A 22,318-nucleotide genomic window follows, 5' to 3' on the forward strand; every position below is an offset into this window, starting at 1 on the left:
GCGCGACCGCGGGGGCGCCCGGGGCCGCTTCCGCCCGCGGCGCGGGCACCCCCGCCCCGGCCACCGCCGTGCCGGGCGCCACCGACGCCAACAGCCGCACGAACGTGGCCTCGTCGATCACCGGCGTGCCCGACTGGGCCGCCTTGCGGTTCTTGCCGCTGCCGCTGTTCGGCTCGTCGGTCACGAGCACCGACGTCTTGCCGCTCACCGAGCCCGTGACGTACAACCCGGCCTCGGTCGCGCGCCGTTCCAAGTCCTCACGAGCGGCGCCGCCGCTTCCGGTGAACGCGATCCGCATGCCCTGTACCAGGCCCACCGCGAGGTCGAGCCTGCCCGGATTGAGCCACGGGCTCGGCGCCTTCGCGACGCTCTTGGCCGGCCGACGGTTGCGCGCCGCGACGACCCGGCGCTGTTCACCGCCGACTCCGGGCGCGGTGAGCGGCAACGGCATCCGGGCCCCGGCCGCCTCGTGCAGCCCGTATCGGAAGACCTCCGACAGCACGCGCGCGTCGTCCACCGCGTCGTGCGCGCGCATCTGTCGCACCCGGTAGTGCGCCGCGAGTGTCGCGAGTTTGTAGTCCTCGATGGGCAGTTCGAGGTGCCGAGCGAGCGCCATCGTGCACAGCCGCTGTTCCATCGGCCATGTCGCGTCGAGCCGGCCGTACTCGGCGGTCAGCATCCCCCAGTCGAACGGGGCGTTGTGCGCCACGAGCACCCGACCGGCGAGGTACTCGCTCAGGTCGTCCGCGATCTTGTCGAACGTCGGTGCGCCGGCCAGTCGTTCGGCCGTGAGGCCGTGGATGTGCACCGGCCCGGGATCGCGCAGCGGGTCGACCAAGGTGGACCATCGATCGGTCACCGTCCCCGCTTGATCGAGCAACTCCACGGCGACCGAGACGATTCGATCCGTTCGCCTGAGTCCGGTGGTCTCCACGTCGACCACCGCGTAGTCGGAGGGGTAGTCGACAGGCCAGGGCACGAGTGGTGAGAGCGTCACTCAGGGACCGTACAACGACCCGGTGCGGACATTGCGGGCAGAGCCCGGTTTGCGGCATAGATCCGCTCGCCGGGCTCCGTCTCGCTCCGTGTCTCGCTCCGTCTCGCTCTGCTTCCGCTGCTTCTCGCTGCCTCGCTCCGCTTTCGGCAAGGTCGCGGCGATCGGGCCTACTTCGCGCAGCGGGCGCCCACCGCCGGCAGTTCGCCCGTGAAGAGGTACTTCTCCACCGCGGCGTCGATGCAGGCGTTGCCCTTCGCATAGGCGGCGTGTCCGGTCTTCTCCCTGGTCAGCAGAACCGCACCGGGCAGTTGCGAAGTGAGCGCCTGGGCCTGCCCGTACGGTGTCGCCGGGTCACCCGTGGAGCCGACGACCAGGACCGGCGGAGCGCCCGGGGCGCTGATCGGGCGGGCGCGGTCCGGCCCGTTCGGTCGGCAGTCGGCGGCGAAGGACCAGATCACACCGGGACCGGCGACGGGCATGGTGGACTGCGCCTCCTTGGCGAGTTTGTCCGCCTCGGCCACGGTCAGCATGCGGCCGTCGGCGCAGTTGATGGTCATGTTGGCGTCGGTGTGGTCCCAGGGATAGGAGCCGTCCTCGGCCCGCCCGAGCCAGAAATCGGTCTCGGCGATGGCTCGGTTGGCGTCCTTGCCCAGGTAGATCCGCATCGTCACGCGCAGATCCCGCCACGTCTCCTCGTTGTAGGTGGCCGTCGAGATCGCATACGACACCTCGCCCTCGCCGACGGTGCGCCCGCCCTTGCCCTCGAACGGGGTCGTCCCCAGCTCGTGCAGGCGGTCGGCCGTGCGCTTGATCGCGTCGTCGACACTGCCCTTGAACGGGCAATCGGCTTGCTTGAGGCAGTCGGTCACGAAGGCCCGGTACGCCTGTTCGAAGCCGGCGGCCTGGTCCTTGGCCCCGGAGATGCGGTCCATCGCGGGGTCCATCGGCGCGTCGAGCACGACCCGGCCGGTGTGCGTGGGGAACTTCTCCAGGTAGAGAGCCCCGATGTAGGTGCCGTAGGACCACCCGAAGTAGTTGAGCTTGTCCTCGCCGAGGACCCCGCGCAGGACGTCCAGGTCCGACACCACGTCCTGGGTGCCCAGGTGGGGCAGCAGTTTGGCGCTCCTGGTCGTGCAGCCGTCGGCGAACTCCCGGTAGAAGGCGCCGATCCGCTCCAGTTCGGCGGCGTCGTCCGGGGTGGGGTCGAGGGAGCGCAGGCGGTCGATACCTGCGTCGTCCACACAGTCGACGGCGGTGCTGCCGGCGGTGCCCCGGGGGTCGATGCCCACCACGTCGTACCGGGTCCCGACCGCGACCTGGGTCACGGCGAACATGCGGGTCATCGACTGGACCCCCGAGCCGGGCCCGCCCGGGTCCACGGCCAGGATGCCGAGCCGGTCGCCGCCGGCCTTCTTGCGGTACGCCTGCACCTCGATCGTCTCGGCGGCCGGAGCGGCGTAGTCCAGCGGTACGCGCACCCTGGCGCATTCCAGGACGCCCTCGTCCGACTTGGTCTTCTTGTCGTCCGGGCACGCGGCCCAGGCGAGCTTTTGGGTGTAGAAGGGCTTGAGTGCCGGGTCGTCGGCACCGACCGGCTTGGCAGCCGGCGGCGTGCTCGCGGGGGCCGAGGGGGTGGAGGGGGTGGGCGGCGTCGGCTGGGCGGTTGGTGGTGTCGACTGCGCCTTCGGCGTCGAGTCGCCGTCCGAACCGTCGCACCCGGCGGCCAGGGTCAGGGCCAGGACGAGTGCGACGGGCACGGCACGCCGCAGGTGCGGCGCGAAAATGGAGGGGTTCACGAGCGATATGAATAGCAGCTCGTGATCGATCCTGGTCGATTTATTTTGCCGGCTGGTACTTCTCCAGTTCGGGGATGACCTCTTTACCCAGGATTTCGATGGTCCGGAGGATGTCCTGGTGGTCCAGGAACCCCCACTGGACGTAGCAGATCAGTTCGTCGACACCCAGATCCGCGTAGCGCTTCATCTTGCGGACGCAGGTCTCGACGTCGCCGATGACGATCATGTCCGCCGCGTCGAACGTGTCCACGGGGACGGTGCCTTCGAACATGGGCTTGAGCAACGGGAACGTCTTGTCCTGCTCCTCCGGGGACAGGTGCGGCAGTTCCCATTCGAGGGTGAACATCGCGAGGTTCTTGTACCACCACGCGACCGAGTCCCAGACCTTTTGCTCGATCTTCTTCTTGCCCGTGGTGTGCACGAGCGTGTACGCCGCGACCTTGTTCGTCGTGACGTCGGTGAGCGGGGTCGGGTTCGCCGCCGCGGCGCGGTAGGCGGCGACCTGGGCGGCCATCGTCTCCAGCGGTTGCATGATCGAGAAGGACAGCATGCCCAGGCCGTTGCGGCCGGCGATCTCCGCCGAGCCTTGCGACGTGGCCGCCATCCAGCACGGCGGGTGCGGGTCCTGGAAGGGCTTGGGGGTGACCATCCGGCGCGGGAAGGAGAACCGCTCCGACTCGTATTCGAAGTACTCTTCGCGCCACATGCCCGTGACGATCTCGATCGCCTCGCGCCAGTCGTCGCGGGACTTGGCGATGTCCACCCCGAACGCGGTCTGTTCCATCGGCGTGGAGCGGCCCGTGCCCCATTCGACGCGCCCGCCGGAGAGGATGTCGACGGTCGCGACCTTCTCCGCGATCCGTTGCGGCGGGGTGAATCCGAACGGGGTCAGCGTGACGCCGAAGCCCATCCGGATCTGCTCGGTGATCCCGGCGAGGTGGCCCAGGAAGACCTCGGAGGCCGGCATGTGCGAGCGGCCCTCGCGAAAGTGGTGCTCGACGGCCCAGATCGTGTTGAAGCCGACCCGGTCGGCGAGCCGGATCTGTTCGATCGCCTCCCGGTAGGCGCGTTGTTCCTCGCGCCGCTGGCCGTGCGGGTGTTCCCCGTGCCACGGCCGCGGGACGTCCACTTCGTAGAGCACGTCGAGCTTCATCGAGCGACTCCCAGCGTTTCGACGGTTTTTCGATATATTGAAAAGTGTTTCCGAATCCCGTAATTCGTCGCGACGAGTGTCACCCCACGAAGCACCCGCCACAAGGGCCGACGAGGCTCGACCACGTCCGACGAGACGCATCGCGTTGCCCGGCCGGTCCGGGCGAGTCCGGAGAGTCGCTGCCATGGTCCGCCCCGCCCTCGCCGCCCGACGCGCGGTCGAGATCCTCAATTTCTTCGCCGCTCATCCCGGCGACGCGTTCTCGCTGTCCGAGCTGCACACCGCGCTGGGCATCAACCTCGCGTCGGCGCTGTCCGTGCTCCAGGCCCTGGAGGACGCTGGCTACCTGGTCCGCCATCCACGCCGCAAGACCTACGAGCCGGGGCCGGCCCTGGTCGCGCTGGGCGACGCCGCGTTGCGCAGCAATCGGGCGGTGGATCTCGCGCGCGACGAGATGCGCGAGCTCGCGGGCGAGTTCGACACCGAGGTGATCGCGAGCGTCGCAGTGGGTGAGGAGATCGTGATCCTGGCCGTCGAGGGCAGCCCGCAACTCGCGTCCGCCGACGTTCGGGTGGGCCAGCGGCTGCGCATGGTGCCCCCGCTGGGCCAGGTGTTCCTGGCGTGGTCGACGGCGGACGAGATCGAGGCGTGGTTGGACCGGCTCGACGAGCGGGTGCGTGCGATCGCGCGGGTACACCTGCCGGCCACGTTGGCGTCGGTGCGCGAGCGCGGCTACTCGATCACCCTGGAGAGCCCCACCAGGACCCGCATCGGCAGCACCTTGGAGCGGATGGCCGAGCACCCGCGCGAGGCCGCGCTGCTGCGGGATCGGCTCGCCGAGTTGGCCGCGGCCCTCGGTGGGGAGGACTACGAGCTGATCGCGGTGGACTCGGACACCGTGTACGACATCTCCACCCTCGTGGCCCCGGTCTTCGACGCGGCGGGGCGGGTCGCGGTGGCGTTGACGTTGAACGGGCTCAAAGCCGTGACGGGCCGTCAGGTGACTCGCGACGGCGAGCGGCTCGGGGCGGTCGCGCGCCGGGTGACCAAGCGTTCGGGCGGGCGACTGCCGGAGTGACGTCGTGGGGTGGTGAAGTCACGGGGTGGGAGGGTCGTGGGGAGGCGAGGTCGCGAGGTTTCGCGAGACGTTTCGCGGGGATGTCGCATCACTCACGCCGTGAGCGTTCGCGAACGGTCGGGCAATGCCCGCGTAACACGGGGGCGGTTCCTTAACCGGCGTGTAACACCGGGGTGAACGCGGGGAAACCCGGGCTGCCCAATCTGACCTGAGACCCCATCAGGCCCATGAGGGAGCCACATGACCGTCGCGACCGATGCCGCCTTGAACGCCGGAGACACCGCGTGGCTGCTCGTCGCCACCGCGCTCGTGCTGCTGATGACCCCCGCGCTGGCGATCTTCTACGGCGGCATGGTGCGGGCCAAGAGCGTCCTGAACATGCTGATGATGAGCTTCGTGGCGATCGCCGTGGTCACCGTGGTGTGGATCGCCTTCGGGTACAGCCTCGCCTTCGGCGACGACCTCGGCGGCGGTCTGCTCGGTGACTTCGGCTCGGTGTTCACGGCCGGCACCAAACCCACCGACCTGCACGGCACGGTGCCCGAACTACTGTTCATGGCCTTCCAGTTGACCTTCGCGATCCTGACCGTCGCGCTGATCTCGGGGGCCATCGCGGATCGGACCCGGTTCAAGGCGTGGGTGGTGTTCTGCGGCGTGTGGGTGATGTGCGTGTACGTACCGCTCGCGCACTGGGTATGGGGTCCCGACGGCTGGATCGCGCATCGGCTCGGCGCACTCGACTTCGCCGGCGGCCTGGTCGTGGAGATCAACTGCGGCGCGGCCGGCATGGCGGTGGCACTGGTGCTCGGCCCGCGGATCGGCTTCAAGCGCGACCCGATGCGGCCGCACAACCTCCCGCTCGTGGTGCTGGGGGCGGGGCTGCTGTGGTTCGGCTGGTTCGGCTTCAACGGCGGCTCGGCGCTGGGTGCGAACGGCCTGGCCGCCCAGGCATTGGTGAACACGCAGGCGGCCGGGTGTACCGCGCTGATCGGGTGGCTCGCGGTGGAAAAGCGCCGCGACGGCCACGCGACCACGCTCGGCGCGGCCTCGGGCGCGGTCGCGGGCCTGGTGGCGATCACGCCGGCGTGCGGCGTCGTGGACCTGCCGGGCGCGATGGTGATCGGCCTGGCGGCCGGCGTGCTGTGCAGCTTCGCGGTCGGCTGGAAGCACCGCTTCGGCTACGACGACTCGCTCGACGTGGTCGGCGTCCACTACGTCGGCGGCGTGGTCGGGACGTCGATGATCGGCCTGTTCGCGGCCAAGGACGTCACCGGCGGCCCGGAGGGCCTCCTGCACGGCGGCGGGGCGAGCCTGCTGGGCAAGCAACTGGTCGCGATCGTGGTGGTGTCGGCGTTCTCGTTCGGCGTCACGTACGTGATCGCCAAGCTCATCGACCGCACGATCGGCTTCCGCGCGCACGCCGACGACGAGACGGTCGGCCTCGACCAGGCCGTCCACGCGGAGACCGCGTACGACCTCACCGCCTTCGGCGGCACCAAGCGCGCGGGCGGGCTCGCACCCAAGCCCGCGCCTCGGCCTGCGGAAGAGTTGGACTGACGGACACCGCCCATCCGGACCACGCTTCACACGTCCGAGTGAAGAACCCCCTCAGGACCCAGGCCGCCCGGATCGCACGCGCCATCCTGCTTCGAGCGTGAAAGGTCAGTTTCAGGAGCACTGAAAGCCGGGTCGGGTATTCTATGAAACAGCGTGACCTCGTTCGGAGGATCCGCGAGGCAGCCGCCGGAGCGGGCCTGTCGTACGAGACCGGTCACGGCGGGAGTCACGACTGGCTGTCGGTCGACGGCAAGAAGGTCGCGTTCCCCCGTCACAGCGAGATCAACGAATTGACGGCCCGGGGGATCCTCAAGTTCTTCGAGGACAAGTTCGGAAAGGACTGGTGGAAGTGACCGCTTACACCGTGACCGTGCGACGGTCGGGTGACTGGTGGGCCCTGTTGGTTCCCGAAGCGGGCCTGTTCAGCCAGGTGAGAAGCCTCGACAGCACCGAGGCCATGGTGCGTGACGGTCTGGGCGCCCTCGGCTTGGACGCCGAGGCACAGTTGACGATTACGTACGACCTTCCGGACGAACTCCAAGCCGCCGTGGACGCCTACCACCGCGCCGCGCGTGAAGCCGCCGCCGCTCAGGAGCGCAGCCGATGTGCCCTGCGTGAGGCCGCCGCGACACTGACCGGTGCCCACGTGACCAAGAAGGACACCGGCCGGCTCTTGGGGGTCACCGGTCAACGCATCGGCCAGGTTGCCTGAGCGCCGGCGGTTCGGCCGGTTGCGCGGTCGCTCCCGGGCGCGGGTCAGCGGCGCTTGGCCAGTACCGTCAGCGCGATCGCACATGCCGCCGCCGCGGCGGGGATGGTGGCGGAGCGGGCGATCTTCGTGGTGTTGCCGCGGGTCAGGAGGCCGCCCGTGGATTGCCAGGACAGGGTCGACCACGCGGACTGGGCCGAGAACAGCGAGGCGGCGCTGAGCCATGAGCCGACCGATGCCGACGACAGGGCGGAACCGATCGAGCCGACGGACAGGGCGGAGCCGACCGAGCCCACCGACAGGACCGAGCCCACCGAACCGATCGAGAGCACCGAGCCCTCCGAGGCGATCGACAACACCGAGTTGTGCGACCGCCACGAGAGCGTCGAGCCGTGCGCGGAGTCCCGCAACTTCTTCGTCATGCGCTCAGTCTGCCCCAGCCGCCCCGCCCGCCACGGCAACAACGTCGCCCTGCGTCCGCGTCACATGCGGTCGACCGCCACCACCCGCAGGACCGCTCGGCCCGTCTCGTCGGATTCGGTCAGGTCGACCTCCGCGGTGATGCCCCAGTCGTGGTCCTGCGCCGGGTCGTCGAACACCTGGCGGACCCGCCACGCGGAGTCCTCCTTGGTGATCTGCATGAGCTTGGGGCCGCGCGCGTTCGGTCCGGTGCCGATCTCGTCGTGCTCGTCCCAGTAGTCCTCCAGCGCGTCCTGCCAGCGCTCGGAGTCCCAGTTGCCGTCGCCCTCCTGCTCGGACAGCTCACCGAGCTGGAAGTAGCGCCGCAGCGCTGCCAGTTCGACCCGACGAAACAGCGCGTTGCGGACCAGGACCCGAAACGCCCGCTCGTTGGCCGTGACCGGCGTGGTCCGTCCCTCGATGTCTTCGAGTTCCTCCTGCGTCGCGTCCGGGTTGGCCAGCTTCTCCCACTCGTCGAGCAGGCTGGAGTCGACCTGGCGGACCAACTCGCCGAGCCACGCGATCAGATCGTGCAGGTCCTCGTTCTTCGCGTCGTCCGGGACGGTCTGGTTGAGCGCCTTGTACGCGCTCGCGAGGTAGCGCAGCACGATGCCCTCGGTACGCGCGAGTTCGTACCATCCCACGTAGTCGCCGAAGGTCATCGCGCGCTCGTACATGTCGCGCACGATCGACTTGGGCGACAGCGGGTGGTCGCCGACCCACGGGTGACTGCGCATGTAGATCGCGTAGGCGTGTTCGAGCAACTCGTCCAGCGGGCGCGGGTAGGTGATGTCGGCGATCCGCTCCATCCGCTCCTCGTACTCGATGCCGTCGGCCTTCATCCGGCCGATCGCCTCGCCCCTGGCCTTGTTCGTCTGCGCGGCCAGGATCTGGCGCGGGTCGTCCAGCGTCGCCTCGACCACCGAGAGCACGTCGAGCGCGTAGGTCGGCTCCTCGGGGTCGAGCAGGTCGAACGCGGCGAGCGCGAACGTGGACAGCGGCTGGTTGAGCGCGAAGTCGGCCTGGAGGTCGACGGTGAGCCGCACGTTGCGGCCCTCCTCGTCGGGCTCGTCGAGCTTTTCGACCACGCCGCCGTCGAGCAGCGAGCGGTAGATCGCGATGGCCTGACGGATGTGTCGCAACTGCTGAGCACGCGGCTCGTCGTTGTCGGTGAGCAGGTGCCGCATCGCCTCGAACGCATTGCCGGGGCGGTTGATCACCGCGAGCAGCATCGCGTGGGTGACCCTGAACCGCGAGGCCAGCGGCTCGGGTTCGGCTTCCTGAAGCTTGGTGTAGGTCTCGTCGTTCCAGCCCACGAAGCCCTCGGGGGCCTTCTTGCGGACCACCTTGCGGCGCTTCTTCGGGTCGTCGCCGGCCTTGGCGAGCGCCTTGATGTTCTCGATCTCGTACTCGGGGGCCTGGGCCACCACGTTGCCCACCGTGTCGAAGCCGGCCCGCCCCGCGCGCCCGGCGATCTGGTGGAACTCGCGCGCCCGCAGCCGGCGCACCCGCTGACCGTCGTACTTCGACAGCGCGGTGAACAGCACGGTGCGAATCGGCACGTTGACCCCGACGCCGAGCGTGTCGGTGCCGCAGATCACCTTGAGCAGCCCGGCCTGGGCCAGCCGCTCGACCAGGCGGCGGTACTTGGGCAGCATGCCCGCGTGGTGCACGCCGATGCCGTGTCGCACCCAGCGCGAGAGCTGGCGGCCGAAGTTGGTGGTGAACCGGAAGCGCCCGATCACCGCCGCGATCTGGTCCTTCTCGGCGCGCGTGCACATGTTGATGCTCATCAGCGACTGGGCCCGCTCGACCGCCGACGCCTGGGTGAAGTGCACGATGTAGACCGGCGCCTCACGCGTGGTCAGCAACTCTTCGATGGTCTCGTGCAGCGGGGTGACCCGATACGTGAAGAAAAGCGGGACCGGACGCACCGCGGACTTGACGATCGTGGTGATCCGACCCGTGCGCCGCTTGAGGTCGGCGTGGAAACGGGTCATGTCGCCGAGCGTCGCGGACATCAGCAGGAACTGCGCCTTGGGCAGTTCGATGAGCGGGATCTGCCAGGCCCAGCCGCGGTCCGGGTCGCCGTAGTAGTGGAACTCGTCCATCACCACGAAGCCGACGTCGGCGTCCGCACCGTCGCGCAGCGCGATGTTGGCGAGCACCTCGGCGGTACAGCAGATGATCGGCGCACCGGCGTTGACCGACGCGTCGCCGGTCATCATGCCGACGTTCTCGGTGCCGAACTGGGCCACCAGGTCGAAGAACTTCTCCGACACGAGCGCCTTGATCGGCGCGGTGTAGAAGCTGCGCTGCTTGCGGGCCATGGCCGCGAAGTGCCCGCCGGCGGCGACCAGGCTCTTGCCGGAACCGGTCGGCGTGTTGAGGATGACGTTGTTGCCCGAGACCAGCTCGATCAGCGCCTCGTCCTGCGCGGGATACAGGGTGAGACCGCGCTCCTCCGCGTACGAGACGAAGGCTTCGTACAGGGCGTCGGGGTCGGCCTCGGCGGGGAGCAGATCGATGAGAGTCACACGCTCTATCTTGCCTGCTCGCGCGCCCGCGCCCCGACGCAACCCACACGAGCCTTCCGGTGACACGTGTCGTATCCGTACGGTCACCGTGATCGATCACCGGCGGACGCGGGAGGGATCAGTGGGACCAAAGGGGCGAATGCGCCGGTTGGTTCCGGCCCTGCTGCTCGGCGCCGCCTTGGCCGGCGCTCCGGTTGCGTGTGCCCCGGACGAGGCCGACGCCCCGGCCGCGTTGACGGTATCGGCTCTGCCGCCCCACCCCGGGCAGGGCTCGCCGTGGTTCGGTTGGTCGGTGCGCCCCGGCGGCGAGGACCGCCCCGCGCAGCGTACGTATCGCCTGGTGATCGCCCGCGACCTGTACGCGGTCGACGTGGTGGCCGCCGGCGGCGTGCACGCGAACGCGTGGGACAGCGGCGTCGTCCACTCGGCGCAGTCGAGTGATCTGCGCCCCTCCGGGTTCCGCTACGACGCGGGGACGACCTACTACTGGAGGGTGCTGATCCAGGACGCGACCGGGCGCAGCTCGGGGTGGAGCGAGCCGCAGCGGTGGACGGCGCCGCGCTGAGGGCGTGAACGCCGTGTTCGACGCCCGGCTTGATCGACGCTCGGTTCGATCGACGCTCGGCTTGGTCGACGCCCGGCTTGGTCGACGCCCGTGATCATTGCTCGGTTTGATCGACGCCCGGTCTGGTCGACCCTCAGCACACCACCTTGGCCCCGCGCAGTTCGGCGATCCGTTCGGTGAGCCCGAGCTCGGTCAGGATCGCGTCGGTGTCGGCGCCCAGTGTCGGCGCGGGCGTGCCGAGCCGGGCGGGGGTGCCGGCGAAGCGGGACGGGTGGCGTGGCTGGCGCAGCCGGCCGGCGGTGGGGTGCGTGTCGTCCTCCAGCAGGCCCACGGCCGCGATGTGCGGGTCGCTCGCGAGTTCACCGGGGCCCAGGACGACACCGCACGGCACGTTCTCGGCCTCCAGGCGGGCGATGCCCTCGGCGACGGTGAGCTTGGTCGCGGCCTCGTGACAGCGGGTCACCAGGGCGTGGCCGACCTCGCGGTTGCGCCGACGTTCGGCGATCGTGGCCACCCGGGGATCGTCGTAGCCCTCGACCCCGAACGCCCGGCACATGCCCGCGAAATCCGCGTCGCTGGTCGGGGTCGCGATGCCCCACCCGTCGGTGAAGGCGTAGGGCCGTACGTCCGCGACGAAACTGCCGGGCTGGCTGCCGTCGCCGTCGCGCAGCACGTCGTTGCCGGCCGAGTCGACCCACAGGAACGAGATCACCGCGTCCAGCATGGACAGTTCGAGGTGCTGCCCGCCGCGACCGCGTTCCCGCGCGAAGAGCGCTGCGGTGATCGCCTGGGCTGCGGTCAGCGCGGTGACCTTGTCGGCGAGGGCCTGGTTGGAGAATCTGGGCCGCCCGGTCTCGGCGTCCTTCTGGTTCTCGGCGATGCCGCTGTACGCCTGGATCACCGTGTCGTACGCACCCTTTCCCGCGTACGGGCCGTCGGCGCCGAAGCCGGAGATCGAGCAGTAGACGAGGTCGTCGCGGCGCACGTCGTCGTAGCCGAGGCCGAGCCGCTGCGCCACGCCCGGGCGCCAGTTCTGCACGACCACGTCGGCGCGCGCGATCAGCGCCTTGACGATGTCGCGGCCGGCGTCGGTGCGCAGGTCCACTCCGACACAGCGCTTGCCTCGGTTGCACATTTGGTAGAGCGCGCTGATTCCGCCGGTCGCGGTGCCGATCCAGCGGGAGATGTCGCCGATCCCGGGGCGTTCGACCTTGATCACGTCCGCGCCCTGGTCGGCGAGGAGAGTGACCGCGTAGGGCCCGGTCGCGGCCGTGGACAGGTCCACGATCCTGACGCCGGCCAATGGTCCGTCGATCGGAACACGTTCCACAACGCTCCCCTTCGTCTGGGTGGATTCGCCTGTCCGGCGCGCTTGTCCCGTCCGGAGCCATGACGAAAACAGGTTCTCTCTCACAGGTCAAGGCTCTGGTCTGTTCGCGCCCGGCGACGGAGAATCCGCGCAGTGGCGCGGCCGGGTCGCGACCTTGTCGCGCCCGCGGCGGCGTCGCGGTACCGCACTCACCCACGGAGGATTCGTGACCAACCCGATCGGGCCGCTCACCGCGGCCGACGAGGGCTTCCACCACCAGGTCGCCGAGACGTTCGCGACCGTCGCCACCACCGACCCGTCGTGGACCGAGAAGGTCTGCGCGATGGCAGCGGCCCGCGACGGCAGCCTGCAACTGGGGTTCGGCCTGGGCAAGTACACCAACCGCAACGTCATGGACTGCTACGCGGGCGTCTCGCGCGGCGTCGAACAACTGACGGTGCGCGCGTCGCGGCGGTTGTCCCCGGAGCCGCACACCACGGTGGTGGGCCCGATCCGCTACGAGGTGATCGAACCGCTCAAGGTGGTCCGGTTCGTACTGGAGGCCAACGAGACGCAGCCGATCGCGTTCGACTGGACCTTCGAGTCGGCCGTGCCGGCCGTCTGCGAGGACCGCACTCACAACCGTCGCGCGTATCGCACCACCGCGGACCTGGTGCGCTATCACCAGACCGGCGTCGCGACGGGCTGGGTCGAAGTGGACGGCGAGCGCACCGAGATCACCCGCGACGCGTGGGTGTCGACACGTGACCACTCGTGGGGCACCCGCTACGACGTCGGCTCGCCCGCGAGCGACCTGGAACCGGCGGGCATGCCGGCGTCGGTGTCGTTTCGGATGATCTGGGCGCCGATCCTGATGGAGCGTCAGGACGGCAGTCGTTACGCCCTGTTCCTGCACTACCAGATCACCACCGCGCCGGGGTTCACGCAGAAGCGGGTGATGGGCGGGGTCGAGCATCCCGACGGCCGGGTCGAGGAATGGGCCGACCTGGTACCGGACTTGACCTACGACCCGGCCAACCGCCGCCTGCGCGGCGGCAAGCTGCACGCCACGATGGCCGACGGGTCGGCCCGACCGCTGCAGATCGAGGTGGTCTCCGAGACCGGCTTCCACCTGGGCGCGGGACTGTACTTCGGGCTCGACGGCCGACACCACGGCGAGTGGCGCGGCGATCTGCACGTGGAGGGCGAGCGCATCGCCGACTGCTCCACCCCGGAAGCGGCTCGCCGGCTCCACCAGATCCGCGACACGGTGGTCAAGGTGACCGACCCGATCGGCGGGGGCGTCGGCTGGGGCAACTGCCAGCCGATCGTGACGGGGGCCGACGAGGGTCTGGGACTGACGGCGGAGTCGTCGTTCATGTGAGCCGGGCGGTGGTCGGGCGCGGCAGGTCCGGGGCAACCGGCCCACGCCGCAACCCGGTTGGCCCCGGGACGCGTCGGCGGTCCGGGGCCGGCACCGACTTCGCACGCGCCGCGAAATCGTCTCGGCGAGGACGGACGATGTTCCGGTCGGTGTTCCGACGAACACCCAGCGCGAGCCATACGATGCTCCCGACCTTGATCAGGGGAAGGGACTTCATCCATGCGCAGGATCCTCATCGTCGGTGCCGGCCAGTCGGGGCTCCAACTCGCCCTGGGACTATTGGCCCACGGTTACGACGTGACCGTGATGACCGAGCGGACACCGGACGAGATACGCGCCGGGCGGGTGACCTCGACGCAGATCATGATGCCCTCCACGGTTGCCCTGGAGCGGCCGCACGGGCTCGACCTGTGGCGCGAGCAGTGCCCGCCGATCCCCCGCGCCGGCTTCACCATCCCGGGCCCCGACGGCACTCCCGTGGTGAACTGGCTGGGTGAGTTGGGCGGCGCGCAGTCGGTCGACCAGCGGTTGAAGATGCCCGGGTGGATGGACCTGTTCGTGGAGCGCGGCGGCAACCTCGTCGTGCATCCGGTGGCGGTGTCCGACATCGACTGGTACACCCGTAACTACGACCTCGTCGTGGTCGCCGCCGGCAAGGGCGAGCTGGTGTCGATGTTCGATAGGGACCACGAGAAGTCCGAATTCACGTTGCCACAGCGGCAGTTGTCGGTCGCCTACTTCCACGGCGCGACCCCGCGCCCCGAGGTCGGCCACGACGCGCTGCACGTCAACGCCATCCCGGGCGCCGGCGAGATCATCATGTTCCCCGGCCTGACGCTGACCGGGGCGTGCGACATCATCCTGCTCGAAGCCGTCCCCGGCGGCCCGCTCGACGTGTTCCAGGGGGTGCGTGACCCCGACGAGCACTGGCGGATCATGCAGGAGTTGGTCCGCCGGTTCGCCCCGTGGGACTACGACCGGATCAGCGAGGCCGAGCTGACCGATCCGATGTGCGTGCTGGCCGGCGGCTTCTCCCCCGTCGTGCGCAGGCCGATCGCCGAACTGCCGTCCGGTGGACTCGCGTTGGGCATCGGCGACGTCCTGGTCACCAACGACCCGCTGAGCGGCCAGGGGTCGAACAACGCGGCCCGCGCGGCGGATCTCTACCTGTCGGCGATCGTGGCCCACGGCGACCGCGCCTTCGACCGCGTGTGGATGCAGGAGCTGTTCGACACGTTCTGGGATCGGGCCCGACACGGTGTCAAGTTCTCCACGACGCTGCTCGGGGTCCCGCCGGAGCACATCCAGATGCTGATGGGCGCGGGCAACGACAACCCTGCGGTGTGCGACGCGATCATGAGCGCGTTCGACAACCCGGCGCAGTTCGAGGAGTTCTTCTACGAGCCGGAGAAGACGATGGCGTTCTTGAAGGAGGTCGGGGCGGTGTAGGGGCGGGGGCGATGCAGGGTGGGCGGGCGCTGCGGGGGCTCGGGGGCAGGGCCGGGGCTTTGGGAATAGGGGAGGTGGCTGCGGGCTTGGCAGGTGGCTTCCGGGTGACCCGTGGTGGATCCCTGCGGCGCTCCTGCGGGTTCCCGAGAGCTCCTGCGGCCTCCTGGCGGGCTCTGTGACGAGCCGCCGCCGGCCTCCTGGTGACTTTACGGTGGGGAGAGTGGGCGAACCCGTCCCCCTCTCCCCTGTCGATGATCCCGACGGGCTGCAAGCAACGTAATTTCGGTGCAACCTTGCGGGGCATTTTCGTGCGGGCGGGTACGGGCCGTGTGTTTCCGGCCCGTTGGCCAGCGGATCCCCGCGTATCGCGGTTCGCAAGTGGTGACAGCGGCAACGCCCCGTGCGCGGGCAGGCCGACCGGTCCTCGCGCCCACCGGGTTTCGAGCGTTGACGGGCTCGTAATGGGTCTGTAACTCTGATCCCGCGCCTTGCAAAACACTCGCAGATTTCCGGGAACTATCAGCTCTCGACTGCAAATTCTGACTCGTGGCGTGGACACGCCGTTCCTGTGCGCCTCCCCGTCGGTCGACACCGCGCCATCGTCACCTGCTCCCCAGCTTTCGCCCGACGCTCGGGCACCGCACCGCACCGCACCGCGTCGATCCGGGCCGGCCCGCCTCGGATTGCCCCGCTCTTCGCCGGCTCCGCTTCCCCTCGCCTGCGTGCGCCTCCCACGGCTCCAGCGCCGGCTGAGCCTTCCAGGACCCTGAACGACCGATGCTCCTGTGCCCCGGGAGCTCCTTGAGCCGACTTGGGCCGCCTGAGCCGCTTGAGACCCCCCTGCACGACCCACCTCGAACCTCCCGAGACCGTCCCCCGTGAGAACAGAGGAACGCGATGAGATCACGACCATCCATCCCCCGCCGACCGGCCGTCGCCGTAGTGGCAACAGGGCTGCTCACCCTCGCCGTTGCGGTCGGCCCCGCCGACCCGGCAGGCGCGACCGCGAGCGCCGGGCGACCCGAGGCAGCCTCGACGGCCGACATCGGCCGCATCAGCGACGGTGACCAGCGGACCTACTGGCAGGCACCGGCGGGCACGCCGTTCCCGCAGGCGGTCCAGCTGGATCAGGGGCACAGCACGAGCATCGACGGCGTGGTGCTCAAGCTGCCCGCGACGTGGACGTCCCGGCAACAGACGCTGGCCGTGCAGGGCAGCGACGACGGGACCTCCTTCAAGACCATCGTCGGGCAGGCCACGTACACCTTCGATCCGGCCGACCACAACGTCGTGCGGATCGGATTCCCGGTCACCCGAGCGCGGTTCGTCCGGCTGGACGTCAGTGCCAACACGAAGGCGTCCGCCGCGCAGTTGGCCGAACTCGACGTACACCCCGCCGCGGACTCAACCGTCAACCTCGCACTCGGCAAGACCGTGACGTCGAGCAGCGACAACTCGCCGTACACGGCGGCGAACGCCAACGACGCGAACGCGGGCAGCTACTGGGAGAGCGCCAACAACGCGCTCCCGCAGTGGATCCGCGCCGACCTGGGCACCGCCGTCGGCGTGAACAAAGTGGTACTCAAACTCCCGACCGGATGGGAACGCCGCACCCAGACCCTGTCGATCCAGGGCAGCACCGACGGCAGCACCTTCACCGACATCGTGCCGTCGGCAGCCCGGGTGTTCGACCCGGCCGGCGGCAACACCGTGACGGTGGCCTTCGACACGCTCACCACCCGGTACGTGCGCGTGCACGTCACGGCCAACACCGGGTGGCCGGCCGCACAGCTCTCGGAGTTCGAGGTCTACGGCCCCGCGACCGGGGACACCCAGGCGCCGAGCGCGCCGACCGCGCTCGCCTACACCCAACCGGCGACCGGACAGATCAGGCTCACGTGGGGCGCCTCGACCGACAACGTCGGCGTGAGCGGCTACGACGTGTACGCAAACGGCACGCTGCGCACGAGCGTGCCGGGCAACGTGCTGTCGTACACCGACCCGCAGCCCGACTCCGCGACGGTCGCCTACCACGTCACCGCCAAGGACGCGGCGGGCAACACCTCGGCGAACAGCAACACCGTCACCAGGACCGGCAGCGGCGGCGGCCCCGGTACGAACCTGGCCGTCGGCAAGCCGATCACCGCGTCGTCGTCCACGTCGAACTTCGTCGCCGCGAACGCCAACGACGACAGCGTGTCCACCTACTGGGAGGGCGGCGCCTACCCGAACGACCTCACCGTGAAGCTGGGTTCCAACGCCGATGTCAGCGCGGTCGTGGTCAGGCTCGCCCCCGACCCGATCTGGGGTGCCCGCACCCAGACGATCCAGGTCCTCGGCCGCGAGCAGAGCGCGAGCGCGTTCGTCTCCTTGGCGCCGGCGGCGGTGCGCGGGTTCGATCCGGCGTCGGGCAACACCGTGACCATCCCGGTCGGCGGTCGTGTCGCCGACGTCCGGCTGCGCATCACGTCCAACTCCGGTGCCCCGGGCGGTCAGGCAGCCGAGTTCCAGGTCGTCGGCGTCCCCGCGCCCAACCCGGACCTGACCGTCACCGCCCTCGCGAGCACGCCCACCGCGCCCGTCGAGACCGACCCGATCACGCTGTCCGCCACGGTCGCCAACGTCGGCCCGGCCGCCGCCGCCGCGACCTCCGTCAACCTCTATCTGGGCGGCACCCTGGCCGGCACCGCGCCGGTCGGCCCCCTCGCGGCCGGCGCGTCCACGACGGTGTCCGCCGTGGTGGGTGCCCGTACCGCCGGCAGCTATCCGCTCGGGGCCAAGGTCGACGAGGCCAACGCGGTGATCGAGCAGAACGAGGCCAACAACGCGTTCACCGCGCCCGGCCCGCTGGTGGTCACACCGGTGGCCAGTTCGGACCTCATCGCCTCGGCCGTGACCTGGACCCCGGACAACCCGGCGGCCGGCAACCCGGTGGCCTTCACCGCCACGCTCAAGAACCAGGGCAGCATCGCGACCGCGCCAGGGGTCCATCCCGTCACCCTGACCCTGCTCGACGCCGACACCGGGGCCACCGTTCGCACCCTGACCGGCTCCTACACCGGCACGATCGCCGCCGGCGCGACCGCCGCCCCGATCGATCTGGGCACGTGGCCGGCAGCCGACGGCACGTACACCGTCAAGGTCGTGATCGCGCCCGATGCCCGCGAACTCCCGGTCAAACAGGCCGACAACACGAGTACGCGGCCGCTGTTCGTGGGCCGGGGCGCGCACCTGCCCTACGACAAGTACGAGGCCGAGGACGGCGTACTCGGCGGCGGCGCGGCCGTCGTGGGTCCGAACCGCACCGTCGGCGACCTCGCCGGCGAGGCGTCGGGCCGCAAGGCCGTCACGCTGAACACGACCGGCAGTTCGGTCGAGTTCACCACGAGGGCGAGCACCAACACGCTCGTCACCCGCTTCTCCATCCCGGACGCGCCCGGCGGGGGCGGCATCGACGCGACACTCGACATCTACGTCGACGGCGTGTTCCTCAAGGCGATCGACCTGACCTCGAAGTACGCCTGGCTGTACGGCAACGAGACCGCACCCGGCAATGCGCCCGGCGCGGGCGGACCGCGCCACATCTACGACGAGGCCAACGTGATGCTGGGTACCACCGTCCCGGCGGGGAGCAGGATCCAACTCCGCAAGGGCACAGCCAACACCACCACCTACGCGATCGACTTCGTCGACCTGGAACAGGTCACCGTGATCGCGAACCCCGACCCGGCGACGTACGCGGTCCCGGCCGGATTCACGCACCAGGACGTGCAGAACGCCCTCGATCGAGTCCGGATGGACACCACGGGCACACTGGTCGGCGTCTACCTGCCGCCCGGCACCTACCCGACGGCGAGCAAGTTCCAGGTGTACGGCAAGGCCGTCAAGGTCGTCGGCGCGGGTCCGTGGTTCACTCGCTTCCAGGCACCGACGACCCAGGACAACACCGACGTGGGCTTCCGGGCCGAGGCGTCGGCGAACGGCTCGACGTTCACGAACTTCGCCTACTTCGGCAACTACACGTCGCGCATCGACGGCCCCGGCAAGGTGTTCGACTTCGCCAACGTCGCGAACATCGTGATCGACAACGTCTGGAACGAGCACACGGTCTGCCTGTACTGGGGCGCCAACACGGACCACGTGACGATCCGGAACACCCGGATCCGCGACACCTTCGCGGACGGGATCAACATGACCAACGGCAGTACGGACAACCACCTCGACAACATCGAGGCCAGGTCGACCGGTGACGACAGCTTCGCGCTGTTCTCGGCGATCGACGCGGGCGGCGCCGACGAGAAGAACAACCTGTACGAGAACCTGACTTCGCTGCTCACGTGGCGGGCGGCCGGCGTCGCGGTCTACGGCGGCTACGACAACACCTTCCGCAACATCCACATCGCGGACACCCTGGTCTACTCCGGCATCACGATCAGCTCGTTGGACTTCGGCTACCCGATGAACGGCTTCGGGACCGGACCGACCAGCTTCCGCAACATCTCGATCGTCCGGGCGGGCGGCCACTTCTGGGGCTCACAGGTCTTCCCGGCGATCTGGGTCTTCTCGGCCTCGAAGGTGTTCCAGGGCATCAGGGTCAGCGACGTGGACATCGTCGATCCGACCTATGTCGGGATCATGTTCCAGACCAACTACGTCGGCAACCAACCGCAATTCCCGGTCAAGGACACGGTGTTCACCAATGTCTCGATCACCGGCGCGCACCGCAGCGGCGACGCCCACGACGCCAGGTCCGGCATCGGCATCTGGGCCAACGAACTCCCGGAACCGGGCCAGGGCCCGGCGGTGGGCTCGGCGGTCTTCAACGGCCTACGCCTGAGCGACAACCACGAGAACATCAGAAACACCACCTCCACCTTCACGATCGTCACAAACCCGTAGCCGGCCGACACACCACCACCAGCGCCGCCGAGGCCACCACCTCGGCGGCGCAACCACGGCCCACGCAGCACCCCGGCGCGCCCGACCTCCAGCCGAACGTCACAAGTCCGCAACAGGTCCGAACCACCAACATGTGCGGCGTCGTTCACCTTCCAACAACCCAACCGTAGGGCCGATCTCACACACGCCCGGCAAGCTTGCGGTGGTCCGCCGCCTCCCCGTCGAGAGACCGCCCCATGCGCCTTGTTCGCCTTGTCCGCAAAGCCCGTTCGTCTTTCCTCGCCCTGGCCGGCGTGGCCGCGATCTCGGCCCTCGGACCGTTCGCCGGCACCGCCCAGGCCACCGGCGGCGCCGCCGCCGACGAGAAGACGTCCGGTGCGTACAAGAGCTTGCCCCACGGCACCGAGAAGACCAAAACCCGCACGATCGGCATCGACGGCGTCGGGTGGACCACGACCGCGCCGGCCGGGTGGAGCGTCGACGACTCCAAGACGCCCTCGGGCGACGAATCCGAGCGGCGCGGCTGGTCCTTCGCCACCGACGAGCCCGGTACCACCCGCACGACGCCGGGCCGGGATCGCGAGGGCAACATCCGCGCACGCACCGCGCATCCGGTATCCGACGCCGGCGCGGGGCGTGAACTACCCTCCTCCACAGCCCGGTTCGACTCGACTTTGATCAGTCCCACGTACCGACTCCACGGCGCGACCAAGGCCACCCTGCGGTTCGCCACCGACTACGCCGGCGACGGCCCACAAACCGGTGACGTCCACATCTGTTTCGACGGCGGTGAGCCGATCCCGATCAAGTCGTACCGCGCGAACACCACCACGTCCGAAACGCTCGACGTCACGATCCCGACGGGCGCGCGCACGGCGCAGGTGCGCTTCCGGTACACGGGCGCGCACCACGCGTTCTGGACCGTCGAGCGGGTGTCCTTCACCCCGACGAACCCGATCCCCGGCCTGACCGTCACCGCCATGACCGGCACGTCGAGCGAACTCGGCCGCCCGGACGGCGAGGGCCCGTGGTGGGCCACCGGCACCGCCCACGTGTCCGGTACGGACGGCAAGCCCGTGCCCGGCGCGTGGGTGACGGCCGAGATCCGCGCCGACGGCCAGGCCCTACGCCACTTCGGCCTCACCCGCCGAGACGGCTCGGTCGACTTCGGCGTCCCGGTCCTGTGGAGCAACGACGCGGTGGTGAGGGTAACGGCCGTACGGCACCTGACCCTGCCCTACCACGAGGACCCGGCGACCAGCCGCGAGGTCCGCATCGTCCGCCCCACGACCTGAGCTTCGTCGCGCGCGATTTTCGCCGAGGTCGCCGTACCCGCACTCCGAGCCCGCCTCGACCGCAGCGCGGACCACGAAACGCGAACCTCCGCCGGCCCGGGCCGGACACTACCGTGGGCGGATGAGCCTTGATCAAGAACTCGTGGACGCCGCGATCGACCTCGCGCGCACGCGATTTCCGGGGCAGGACTGGTCCGGTGCCGCGGCCCTGCGTCTCGACGACGGCACCATCCTCACCAGCACGGCACCGGACGTCCCGAACAACGCTGTGCGGCTGTGCCACGAAACGGGCGCGATCTGCGAGGCGTTCAAGCTCGACCGGAAGGTGATGGCATCGGTCTGCGTGACCGCGGCCGACAACGACCGCGGCTACTGGGTGTTGGCCCCGTGCGGCGTCTGCCAGGAGCGGCTCTTCCGCTACGGCCCGGACGTCGAGGTCGCGGTCCCGGACCCAACGGACCACCGCCGCTGGCACGCCCTACGACTGCGTGACGTCCAACCCCATTGGTTCGCGCGGGTGTTCCCGGAAGACGTGTGGCCATACGCGCCGGAGCAGCCTTGACTCCCCCTACACCCGCGCCCAGCCGCACGCTCCGATCGGCATCCCGACTGTGCTGCACGGAAGTTCACGGTGTGGGGCGACCCCCGGTGGTTCGGCACGGCCGGGGGTCGCGCGTGCAGTGGGTCAGGCGGTGCGCAGCGTGGAGAGCAGCGCCGACCAGGACGCCGGCGCGACGACCACGTGCCCGACGCTCGGGTCCTTCGAGTCACGGACCGGCACGCCCGCGAAGCCGGGGGCGATCTCGACACATGCGCCACCGTCATCGTTGCTGTGCGACGACTTGAACCAACCCGCGTCGCTCAGGTCGAGGGCAGTTCGGATCATGTTCTGTGCTCCTTGATGACCGCCGCGATTAGATCCGCCGACTGCCCCGGCGTGAGGGCTTCGGCCATGACCCGATCGTAGGCCCGGCGTTGCCGCCGGACGGAATCCGGGTCTTCCAAGAGTTGCCCGTTGGCCATGCCTTCCAGGTAGGCAATCCGTCCGTCGTCGGGCAGCGTCAAGAGGATCAGGGCACCGCCGAGGGCGCCACGTTCCCCGCGCTCGAACGGCGCGACCTGCAACCGTGA

General features: G+C 69.7%; 18 protein-coding genes. 10 read left to right on the forward strand and 8 right to left on the reverse strand.

What is annotated here, in order from left to right; all coding sequences use genetic code 11:
- The 3 genes from GT354_RS35015 to GT354_RS35025 all read right to left on the reverse strand — a co-directional run.
- Window positions 1–997: exonuclease domain-containing protein (locus GT354_RS35015; RefSeq protein WP_161360411.1), on the reverse strand; the 997-nt coding region annotated here is incomplete at its 3' end.
- Between the two features lie 167 nt (window positions 998–1,164).
- The gene (locus GT354_RS35020; protein WP_161360412.1) at window positions 1,165–2,793 is read right to left on the reverse strand and encodes an alpha/beta hydrolase; all 1,629 of its coding nucleotides are present in this window, start codon (window positions 2,791–2,793) and stop codon (window positions 1,165–1,167) included.
- Window positions 2,794–2,833: 40 nt separating this feature from the next.
- Window positions 2,834–3,946 (reverse strand): LLM class flavin-dependent oxidoreductase, encoded by a 1,113-nt coding sequence (locus tag GT354_RS35025; protein WP_161360413.1) that lies wholly within the window; start codon window positions 3,944–3,946, stop codon window positions 2,834–2,836.
- 184 nt (window positions 3,947–4,130) lie between these two features.
- On the opposite strand from GT354_RS35025, the gene GT354_RS35030 reads away from it, so the two are divergent.
- From GT354_RS35030 to GT354_RS35045, 4 genes are all read left to right on the forward strand, one after another.
- A complete protein-coding gene (locus tag GT354_RS35030; RefSeq protein ID WP_161360414.1) occupies window positions 4,131–5,024 on the forward strand; it encodes a helix-turn-helix domain-containing protein in 894 nt (297 codons plus the stop codon).
- 240 nt (window positions 5,025–5,264) lie between these two features.
- A complete protein-coding gene (locus tag GT354_RS35035; protein WP_161360415.1) occupies window positions 5,265–6,581 on the forward strand; it encodes an ammonium transporter in 1,317 nt (438 codons plus the stop codon).
- 143 nt (window positions 6,582–6,724) lie between these two features.
- Window positions 6,725–6,934 (forward strand): hypothetical protein, encoded by a 210-nt coding sequence (locus GT354_RS35040; RefSeq protein WP_161360416.1) that lies wholly within the window; start codon window positions 6,725–6,727, stop codon window positions 6,932–6,934.
- On the forward strand, window positions 6,931–7,293 hold the full coding sequence (locus GT354_RS35045) for a hypothetical protein (protein WP_161360417.1): 363 nt from the start codon (window positions 6,931–6,933) through the stop codon (window positions 7,291–7,293). The genes GT354_RS35040 and GT354_RS35045 overlap by 4 nt, the downstream gene beginning before the upstream one ends.
- Before the next feature lie 44 nt (window positions 7,294–7,337).
- Here GT354_RS35045 and GT354_RS35050 read toward each other — a convergent pair whose 3' ends face one another.
- On the reverse strand, window positions 7,338–7,712 hold the full coding sequence (locus tag GT354_RS35050; protein WP_161360418.1) for a hypothetical protein: 375 nt from the start codon (window positions 7,710–7,712) through the stop codon (window positions 7,338–7,340).
- Between the two features lie 60 nt (window positions 7,713–7,772).
- On the reverse strand, window positions 7,773–10,286 hold the full coding sequence (locus tag GT354_RS35055) for a DEAD/DEAH box helicase (protein ID WP_161360419.1): 2,514 nt from the start codon (window positions 10,284–10,286) through the stop codon (window positions 7,773–7,775).
- A gap of 139 nt (window positions 10,287–10,425) precedes the next feature.
- Between GT354_RS35055 and GT354_RS35060 the strand changes: the two genes are divergently transcribed.
- Window positions 10,426–10,851 (forward strand): hypothetical protein, encoded by a 426-nt coding sequence (locus GT354_RS35060; protein WP_161360420.1) that lies wholly within the window; start codon window positions 10,426–10,428, stop codon window positions 10,849–10,851.
- Between the two features lie 133 nt (window positions 10,852–10,984).
- Here the strand turns inward: GT354_RS35060 and GT354_RS35065 are convergent, their stop codons facing one another.
- The gene (locus GT354_RS35065) at window positions 10,985–12,181 is read right to left on the reverse strand and encodes a CoA transferase (protein ID WP_346012324.1); all 1,197 of its coding nucleotides are present in this window, start codon (window positions 12,179–12,181) and stop codon (window positions 10,985–10,987) included.
- Window positions 12,182–12,386: 205 nt separating this feature from the next.
- Between GT354_RS35065 and GT354_RS35070 the strand changes: the two genes are divergently transcribed.
- The 5 genes from GT354_RS35070 (at window position 12,387) to GT354_RS35090 (ending at window position 21,749) form a co-directional block, all read left to right on the forward strand.
- On the forward strand, window positions 12,387–13,544 hold the full coding sequence (locus tag GT354_RS35070; RefSeq protein ID WP_161360421.1) for a hypothetical protein: 1,158 nt from the start codon (window positions 12,387–12,389) through the stop codon (window positions 13,542–13,544).
- 219 nt (window positions 13,545–13,763) lie between these two features.
- Window positions 13,764–14,993, forward strand: a complete 1,230-nt coding sequence (locus GT354_RS35075; RefSeq protein ID WP_161360422.1) for a styrene monooxygenase/indole monooxygenase family protein — start codon at window positions 13,764–13,766, stop codon at window positions 14,991–14,993.
- Between the two features lie 897 nt (window positions 14,994–15,890).
- The gene (locus GT354_RS35080) at window positions 15,891–19,892 is read left to right on the forward strand and encodes a discoidin domain-containing protein (protein ID WP_161360423.1); all 4,002 of its coding nucleotides are present in this window, start codon (window positions 15,891–15,893) and stop codon (window positions 19,890–19,892) included.
- Between the two features lie 236 nt (window positions 19,893–20,128).
- Window positions 20,129–21,187 carry a hypothetical protein gene (locus GT354_RS35085; protein WP_161360424.1) on the forward strand — a complete coding sequence of 353 codons (1,059 nt, stop codon included), beginning with the start codon at window positions 20,129–20,131 and terminating at the stop codon, window positions 21,185–21,187.
- 121 nt (window positions 21,188–21,308) lie between these two features.
- Entirely contained in the window at window positions 21,309–21,749 is a 441-nt protein-coding gene (locus GT354_RS35090) for a cytidine deaminase (protein ID WP_161360425.1), read from the forward strand.
- A 123-nt stretch (window positions 21,750–21,872) separates the two neighbouring features.
- Here GT354_RS35090 and GT354_RS35095 read toward each other — a convergent pair whose 3' ends face one another.
- The gene (locus GT354_RS35095) at window positions 21,873–22,073 is read right to left on the reverse strand and encodes a DUF397 domain-containing protein (protein WP_161360426.1); all 201 of its coding nucleotides are present in this window, start codon (window positions 22,071–22,073) and stop codon (window positions 21,873–21,875) included.
- The coding region (locus GT354_RS35100) for a Scr1 family TA system antitoxin-like transcriptional regulator (RefSeq protein ID WP_237535780.1) at window positions 22,070–22,318 on the reverse strand (249 nt) is incomplete at its 5' end. The genes GT354_RS35100 and GT354_RS35095, both read right to left, overlap by 4 nt.

Source organism: Streptomyces sp. SID3343 (assembly GCF_009865215.1).
GTDB lineage: Bacteria > Actinomycetota > Actinomycetes > Streptomycetales > Streptomycetaceae > Embleya.